Below are 7971 nucleotides of genomic sequence, written 5' to 3'. Positions count from 1 at the left end.
ACCTGGCCGAATATTCGATCTCCCGTACAGGGTACGACCATCTGCGGCTCCCCGGTGATGAATGGGGCAATCGAAATGTCCGAGCAATCGACCCGCCCTCGGAACTGGCTGGTCATTGTGCCACCCCTCGACCAGAGCCAGGCTTGTCCCAGGCGCATGATCTGAGCGCCATTGCCGTATATCACCACGGTGTGCGGCTCGAACGCCGCTCGGCTGAGGGGGGCGGCGAGAATCCCGACGTATTCGCCCTCGGGAAGTTTGGGGACGCTCTCCTCGCTAATTTGCCCGGCCGCGAGCGATTCTGTGTAGAGGTTGATGCAAAGGTTGCCCTCCTCGTAGTAAGGAAGTTTTTTCTCCAGGCCAAGGGCCACCGCTCCAAGGACGCAGCTACTGTCCTCGCGCCCGAGCGCGATGACCCAGCCGTAGCGGCGGGCCATCGATATCGCCTGGCAGGTCGTAAAGCGGTTGTCCATGTCTTTCAAGGGGCGTTTGGTGCGGGGCGGCAGTTCATCCCAGTTTTTAATGAATCTGACGGCCACGGGAAACGAGCCGAGCCGCAGGTATTTATTCAGCCCCTCTTCGTATTCGGCCATGCTGGCAGTGTCCATCCGATATCCTTTCCGGTGTTTGCTCTCGTATAAGTTCCATCCATCATAGCATTTTTGAGCCCTGCTGCCGCTCTTCTGTCTGGCCCTTGGCTCGGGTGCTCTGGTAGGATTGCCTAATATTCTGTAGCTGCAGGCTTTGATGCGGCTTTTTATTAGGAGCTTTTCCTGGAGGTGGTAGATGGATTTTACGTTGACCGAAGCGCAAAAGGCGATTCAAACGCTTGCCCGAGATTTCGTCAATCAGGAGGTGGAACCCGTCGCCGCCGAGCGCGATCGCATCACCGACTGGGAGGAGCGCATGCCATGGGACCTGGTCGAGAAGGCAAGTGCCCTGGGCCTGCGCCAGCTGCCCTTTCCCGAGAAATGGGGCGGTGCCGGGGCCGATGTGCTCACCTGCTGCATCGCCGGCGAGGAGCTTGCCGTCGGCGATCTGGGTTTTGCGGTGAACCTCGATCAAACCTGGAAGCTTGCGCATATCCTCGAGAGCGTCGAGCCCTCTGTCCGCGACCCGTGGATTGAGCGTCTATGCAAGGAGCCGCGATTTCTCACCGCCATCGCCATCACCGAGCCTGGTGTTGGAAGCGACCATCAGGGCTTGTATGACGATCCATCGATACAGCTCAACACGCGGGCCGAGAAAAAGGGCGGCAAGTGGGTGATCAATGGCATGAAGCACTACATCAGCAATGGGCCCTGCGCCGAGCTCTATGTGGTTGCGGCCCGGACGGACATGAGCAAGAACCTGCGCGAGGGGCTCTCGGGTTTTCTGGTTCCTCGCCAGGCCCAAGGCTTTTCAACGGGGCGGGTGCACGAAAAAGTCGGCCAGCGCCTCTCAATGAACTCGGAGCTTTTTTTCGAGAACGTTGAGGTGCCCGAAGAACATCTCATCCTCGGCGAGGGCCGCATGTGGGAGATACGGGGGCGCCTTCTCTCAAGCGGCAAACCCGAGGCGGCGGCCAATTGTGTCGGTGTCGGGAGGGCGGCCTTCGAAAAATCTTTGGCCCACTCGCGCGAGCGATTTCAAGGCGGAAAGCTTATCGGCGAGCATCAGTCGGTGGCCGCCATGCTCGCGGATATGGCCATCGGTCTCGATTTGGCGCGGACGATGGTCTACCGCTCGGCCTGGGCGGTGAACCACCAGGACCCCTATGATTTCACCCTGGGCTGGAAGGCCAAGGTGTTCGCCTCCGAGGTGGCCTTCGATTGTGCCCGGTGGGGAGTTGAGATTTTTGGTGGCGCGGGGATCATGCAGGCGGCGCCGATGGAGAAATATCTCCGCGATGCGAGCACCTTCTTGCACTCGGACGGCACGAATCAGGTACTTCGCCAAAGGGTGGCGAAGGCTTACTATGAAAATAAAGTGACGACTTTTTAAATTTTTTTTACGGGTATCGTTGCCAGAGATTTTAGTCGATGGACCGAATATCCAGATGCCAGGAGGAGATTCGATGCGCGCAGCAAGGTATGAAAAACACGGCCCAGCCCGTGAGGTGTTCATTGTAGGTGAAATTGACACCCCAGAGGCGGGCGAGGGCGAGGTCCGCGTTCGGCTTTCGGCCTCGGGGGTGAACCCCTCGGACTCAAAAGCGCGCCTGGGCTCGCGCCCGGTGAAATGGCCCTTCATCGTTCCGCACAGCGACGGCGCCGGGGTGATCGATCAGGTGGGGCCGGGTGTAAACCCGGCCCGCGTGGGCGAGCGTGTCTGGGTTTATAACGGACAGTGGGAGCGACAACTGGGCACGGCAGCAGAATATATAGCGCTGCCAGCTGAGACGGCGGTGCGGCTTCCCGATTCTGTGAGTTTCGCCGAGGGTGCCTGTTTGGGGATTCCGGCGATGACGGCGCATCGGTGCCTGTTGGCGGATGGTCCCGTCGATGGTTTCTGGGTGCTCGTAACGGGCGGGGCCGGCGCGGTTGGCAACTATGGGATACAGCTTGCCAAATGGGCGGGTGCAAACGTCATCTCGACGGTGAGCTCCGAGGCGAAGGCAGAGGCCGCGAAGCGGGCCGGGGCCGACCATGTTCTGAACTACAAGAGCGAGGATATTGCCGAGCGGGTCCTTGAGATCACCGACGGCAAAGGGGTGGATCGCATCGTCGAAGTAGATCTCGGTGAAAACTTTCCCGTGTCTGCACAGGTCATTAAGGGGAACGGATCTATTGGCACCTATGCGTCCTCGCGCGTGCCGGAGCCCGTGTTTCCTCACTACAAGCTGATGCCTCGGAACGTGAATGTCCGGTTGGTGTTCGTTTACGAGATGCCCGATGAGGCAAAACGAAGTGCCTGCGCGGATATCACCCGAGCCATTGAAGAGGGCGGACTAGGGCATCCGGTCGGGCCGAGTTTTTCTCTAGATGATGTGGCGGCGGCACATGAAGTGATAGAGGGTGGGGATTTCATTGGGAATGTAGTGCTTGAAATCGATTAAGAGTGTTTAGTTTAGAATTTCATGGACGGCAGTTTTGAAAGCCTCTATTTCGATGGGTTTGGTGATGAAGCCGCTCACGCCCAGCTGCATGCATCGGTCGCGGTCCTTTTTCATGGCCTGGGCGGTAACCGCCAGGACCGGGATTCCTTTGGTGTCGGCTTCAATTTTGAGCTTCTCTATCGCCTCGAATCCATTGAGAACCGGCATTCTCAGATCCATGAAAATGATGTCGGGTTTCTCGCGCCGCGCCGCCTCAATCCCTTCTTGTCCGTTATAGGCCGAGAAAATATCGCTGGCGCTTTTCATGAGCAATTTTACGTATTCGTGATTTTCCTCCGTGTCGTCAACAATGAGAATTTTTTTTCCTGCCCACGGGTCGCCGCTCAAGGCTGCCGACTCTGGTTTTCTTTTTTTCCTGGTCGCTGTTTTCTCATTCGCGGCAGTCATCGGCAGGATTAATGAGAAGGTGCTGCCCACGCCTTTTGTGCTTTTCACCAAAATTCGCCCGCCGTGCATTTCAAGTAATTTTTTTACGATGCCCAGGCCGAGCCCGAGCCCACCCGCCCGCGTATTGATGCCGCTTTCGAGTTGGCTGAATCTCTCGAAAATGACGCTTATTTCATCGGGTGTCATTCCGAGTCCCTCGTCCTCGACGGTGATGATAACCTCACCCGAAACGGCTTCGGTTTTTAGTGTGATGGTTCCTCCCTCGGGCGAATATTTCACGGCGTTGTCTAGCAGGTTGGTCATGATCTGTGTGATTCGGAGCGGGTCGCACTTCACATTGCCGCATTGCGCATCGAAATTTGATTTCAAGGAAAACTCTTTCGGAAGCTGGTCCGAGCGGATTTCAGAAATTTCCTTGAGTAATGAATTTATCGTAACGTCTTCAAGGTCGAGACTGACTTTTCCCGATCCGATTCGATCAAGATCGAGCAGATCATCGATAAGGCGTGTGATGTGTTTTCCGGAATCTTTAATTTTTGATGCGATATCGAGGAGCTTTTCATCCTTGACCATCAACAAAAGGAGGTCAGAGAAACCCAGGACGGCGTTAAGCGGCGAGCGCAATTCATGGCTCATGTTGGAGAGAAACTCGCTTTTGGCGTTATTGACGGTTTCGGCTTGATTCTTTGCCTTCTCCATCTCCTCGGTGCGCTCCTTCACCTGCTCAAAAAGCCTGGCGTTCTCAATCGCGATAGCGGCCTGGTCGGCGAAAGTTGAGCCGATACGTAGCGACTCATCGTCGAATATGTAGCCTCGCTCCCTGAAAATGGCCAGCACCCCCACTACCCTTGTTTCCAGACGAAGGGGTATGAGCATCATCGAGCTCAGTTCCTCTGGCATCTGCATGTTCCGGTGTTCGGGAATTACTCTGTCGTCATCGAGGAAATCCTTCACCCGGATTGGCTTGCCGGTCAGGGCGACTTGGCCAGCCAGCGATTCTCCAATGTGGAGGCGTTTTTTAAAGGGCAGCGAGTAGGCTTTCCGTGTGCCCGTCGTCCATAGCAGCTCGTCCCCCTCTCTAATTCGAATGGCGGATTCACCCTCAAAGACGTCCGCTGCCGCCTCAGTAATTGCGTTGAGCACATCGGGAATATCCAATCCACGGGTGAGGCGCTGGGCAACTTCGACCAAAGTCTCAAGGCGTTTGCCTCTCTTTTCGGCCTCTTGGTAGAGCCTGGCGTTTTCAATTGCGACAGCCGCCTGGTCGGCGAGGCTGGTAGCGAGGTTGCGTTCCTCTTCAGTGAAAACGTGGCCGAGCTCCCGGTAGATATTGAAGACGCCGAGGTTTCTCGATTCGAGACTCAAGGGGACTGAGATTTGCGATCCGGTGAGCCCGAGGTTGGAATGGGCTACTTCTTCCTTGATGGTGCGCTCGTCAGTGGAAATGTCCGACGCGAAAGTGGGCTTGCCCGTTTCGGCGGCCCGGCCAGCGAGGCCCTCGCCGATAAGAATACGCAGTTTTGTCATTTGCCGAAGGGCTCGTGGTGTACCGGCGGCTCTTACCAACTCGTTGCCCTCTCGTAGGCGGATGCCCGCCTCCCCCCCTAAGACCAGCGCCGTGGCGTCTGTGATACTGGAGAGTACGTCCGTAAGGTCGAGGCCCCGGGTGAGGCGTTGTGCGACTTCAACGAGCGTACCCAGCCGGCGGCCATGTTCTTCCGTTTCCCGGAAAAGACGGGCGATTTCGATGGCAACGGCTGCTTGATCCGCAAAGGCTTTCCCCATGGCAACTTCGGCGTCCGTGAGAGTGACGGTTTTTTCCCAATAGAAAGATATCGTTCCGATAATGTTTTCTTTGTATATGAGCGGGACTATCAAAACAGATGCTATGCCCTCCTTGGCCGCGAGTTCGATGGGAAACGGATATCGAGGGTCATGAGAAATATCTGAAATCGTAACTGGCTCACGGATTTTATGAACTTCTGGAAGCAATGTTTTGTCAAAATTGTTGGTGATTAGGTCAAGGTAATTCTGCGAAAGGCCTTGAGAGTATAGAGGTTTATTGTTGGCGCTATTGTCTTGTTGCACCAGGACCATGCACTTGGAGGCACCGAGAAGAATCTTGCCTCCCTCGGCGATTCGCGCCAGGCGGTCGGAGAGATCGATATCCTCGTTTAGCTTTCTGGTCATATCTTGAAGCGTTTCGAGCCTGGAGGCGCGGTCCTCAGAGGTCTGGTATAGGGTGGCGTTCAAGATCGCCGAGCCTAGATGGGCCGCGACATCTTGGAGAAGGCCCTGTTGCGCCCGAGTGAAAGCCTCTGTTTTTTGGTTGGACAGGGTGATATGAGCAACACATTTATTGTCCATGAGAATTGGTATCACCAGAGAGCTTTGTACGCCGTTATCTTTTAGGTGGGGCCATGGCATGTCGGCCGGATCCGTGGAGAGCAGGGATGTTTTCGGCTCGTAGATAAGTTCGAGCAGCCTTTTTCCACCTTCGAATTCATCCTCGTCGGTGGGTGCGGGAATATCGAAATTTGATTCAATATGCCAGTACCTTCGCTTGAGGGTGGCAGGATCGACCGTTGCGATGGAGCAGCGCTCACAAGGGACGACATCGCGAATTTCACGGACGATGGTGCGGAACAACTCTTTAGGCTCAAGGGTCGAGCCAATCGCTTTGGCAATCTTATCGACAATTTCTAGCCGGGAAGCTTTTTCCTCGACCTCTTGAAAGAGAATCGCATTTCGGATTGCCGAGCCCAAGTGTCCGGCGATGCCTACAAGTAGTTTTTCGTGCTCGTCCGTGAAAATTTCGGGTTCCCTGTGGTTGAGTATGATATGCGCCACGCATCGATCGTTCTGCATGATGGGAATTCCCAGGACACTTCGAACGCCGATTTCAACGAAACGCTTAGCCAAGGGAGAATCATGCTCGCGCGTATCCTCGATACGCATGGGTGTTTTGGTTTTGTATAAGTAGTTATATAGCGATTCGCCGTATCCGAGCATTTTCTGTGATGGGTCAGCACTGATAACGAATTCGGAATAGGCGTGCCAGAGGTGGCCTATCTTTGTTTTCGGATCGATGCTGGAGACGATGCAGCGCTCACATGGAACCGCACGGCGAATTTCCTGGATGATGGTATTAAAGAGATTCTCGGGCTCAAGCGCGGAGCCGACGGCCTTGGCGATCTCGTCCACGATCTCAAGGCGCGAGGCGTACCGACGCCCCTGCTCGATAAGGTAAATTTTTTCCAAGGTGATCGCGGCGTAGCTCGATAATATGTTGAGCATCTCAAGGTCTTCTTTTTCGAAGGGCCGAATGCCGACACGAAGCACGGAGAAAATCCCGATGATTTCCCCCCCTCTTTTAATCGGCAGCGCAACATAACTCTTCAATCCCAACTGAACCGCCCATGGAGAAGATTCCCAGCGCGGGTCGTTGGGAGCATCGTCTATGACGACGCGACCGCCCTTTTCGACAGTCCAACCCGAAAGACCCTGGCCAACTTCAAATTCAACGTAGGAATCTAGTCTCTCTGTGTGCGGAAGTTTTTCACTAGTCGCCTCGGCGGATAGAAGAAATTTGCCATTATCTTGCAGTAAAAACATCCGGCTTACTTCAGCGTCGGCGGCCTGAATGGCGGCCTCTGCTATTGATTGCGCCGCTTCCTGAATATTGAGGGCGGTGGAGACACGAATGCCTAGCTCGGACATTGCCTTTCGTCGTTGTGCCAGGGCTTGAAGCTTCTCATCGGGAGAACTAGATTTCGAGAGGTTTCGAGCTTGAATATTGTAAAGGTGCTTGTTGCTCTTTCGTATTCTTTTGGCGGTAATTTCGGCAGGAAAAGAAGTGCCGTCTTTTTTCTGCCCTATCCCGGGCTCTGGTTTGGTGCCGAGGTTCTTTGATTTACCAGGGGCTCGCTTGCCATTTTGAGTTCCGGAGATACATGACAGCCCAGGCCAAACGAGCACGGAGGACACAAATTGGCCTGCCGCCTCTTTGGAGGAGATGCCGAATAATATTTCTGCATCGGGATTGAGGGATGTAATCTTCCCTTTTAGGTCAGTCTGAATGGCTCCCTCGTCAGAGGACAGCTCTTTTTTATGTTTTGTTTTTTTTGGAGGCAACCGACGATTCCTTTTCTCGACTTAGGCTGTCGCGCCAAAATTCTCAACAGGGAATCGATGGTTAGTTCCGAAGCCATCATTCACACAGAGGTTTAAGGTCACAAAATATCTGAGGATTGCCTTTAGTGGGGTGGCTCGACAAATTTTTTGCAGTCGTTTGCGTGGTCTTTATTCCCCTCGGGCAGATCCAACATCTCATGAATTTTAAGGTCCACGGACTATGAGTACAATCGCTAAATGGCCTAAAGTCAAAGTTTATCGTAGGTTATGATGAAAATTCTGAAATTTGGAGAAAAAATGATACTTTATTATAGCAAAAAAATTGAAGTTCGATATTTAAGAGTTTTTAAGCC

At 54.2% G+C, this 7971-nt stretch carries 4 protein-coding genes; 2 read left to right on the top strand and 2 right to left on the bottom strand.

Translation table 11 applies throughout. The annotated features are described in order from the left end of the window. On the bottom strand, positions 1–608 hold a 608-nt coding region (locus HOJ95_13130), incomplete at its 3' end, for a DUF169 domain-containing protein (GenBank protein ID MBT6395642.1). Positions 609–786: 178 nt separating this feature from the next. On the opposite strand from HOJ95_13130, the gene HOJ95_13125 reads away from it, so the two are divergent. After that, complete coding sequence (locus HOJ95_13125) at positions 787–1983, top strand: acyl-CoA/acyl-ACP dehydrogenase (protein ID MBT6395641.1); 1197 nt, start codon at positions 787–789, stop codon at positions 1981–1983. Positions 1984–2056: 73 nt separating this feature from the next. Continuing rightward, a complete protein-coding gene (locus HOJ95_13120) occupies positions 2057–3037 on the top strand; it encodes an NADPH:quinone reductase (GenBank protein ID MBT6395640.1) in 981 nt (326 codons plus the stop codon). Positions 3038–3043: 6 nt separating this feature from the next. Here HOJ95_13120 and HOJ95_13115 read toward each other — a convergent pair whose 3' ends face one another. Beyond that, the gene (locus HOJ95_13115; GenBank protein ID MBT6395639.1) at positions 3044–7618 is read right to left on the bottom strand and encodes a GAF domain-containing protein; all 4575 of its coding nucleotides are present in this window, start codon (positions 7616–7618) and stop codon (positions 3044–3046) included. Between the last annotated feature and the right edge of the window lie 353 nt (positions 7619–7971).

The organism is Nitrospinaceae bacterium (genome assembly GCA_018669005.1).
Lineage (GTDB): Bacteria > UBA8248 > UBA8248 > UBA8248 > UBA8248 > UBA8248.
The sequence above is the reverse complement of the archived record's forward strand: the minus strand, read 5'-3'. Positions and strand labels throughout refer to the sequence as shown.

Excerpts from the sequence above, each read along its gene's own strand:
- HOJ95_13125 (MBT6395641.1), top strand. The coding sequence starts at position 787 with ATGGATTTTACGTTGACCGAAGCGCAAAAGGCGATTCAAACGCTTGCC.
- HOJ95_13120 (MBT6395640.1), top strand. The coding sequence starts at position 2,057 with ATGCGCGCAGCAAGGTATGAAAAACACGGCCCAGCCCGTGAGGTGTTC.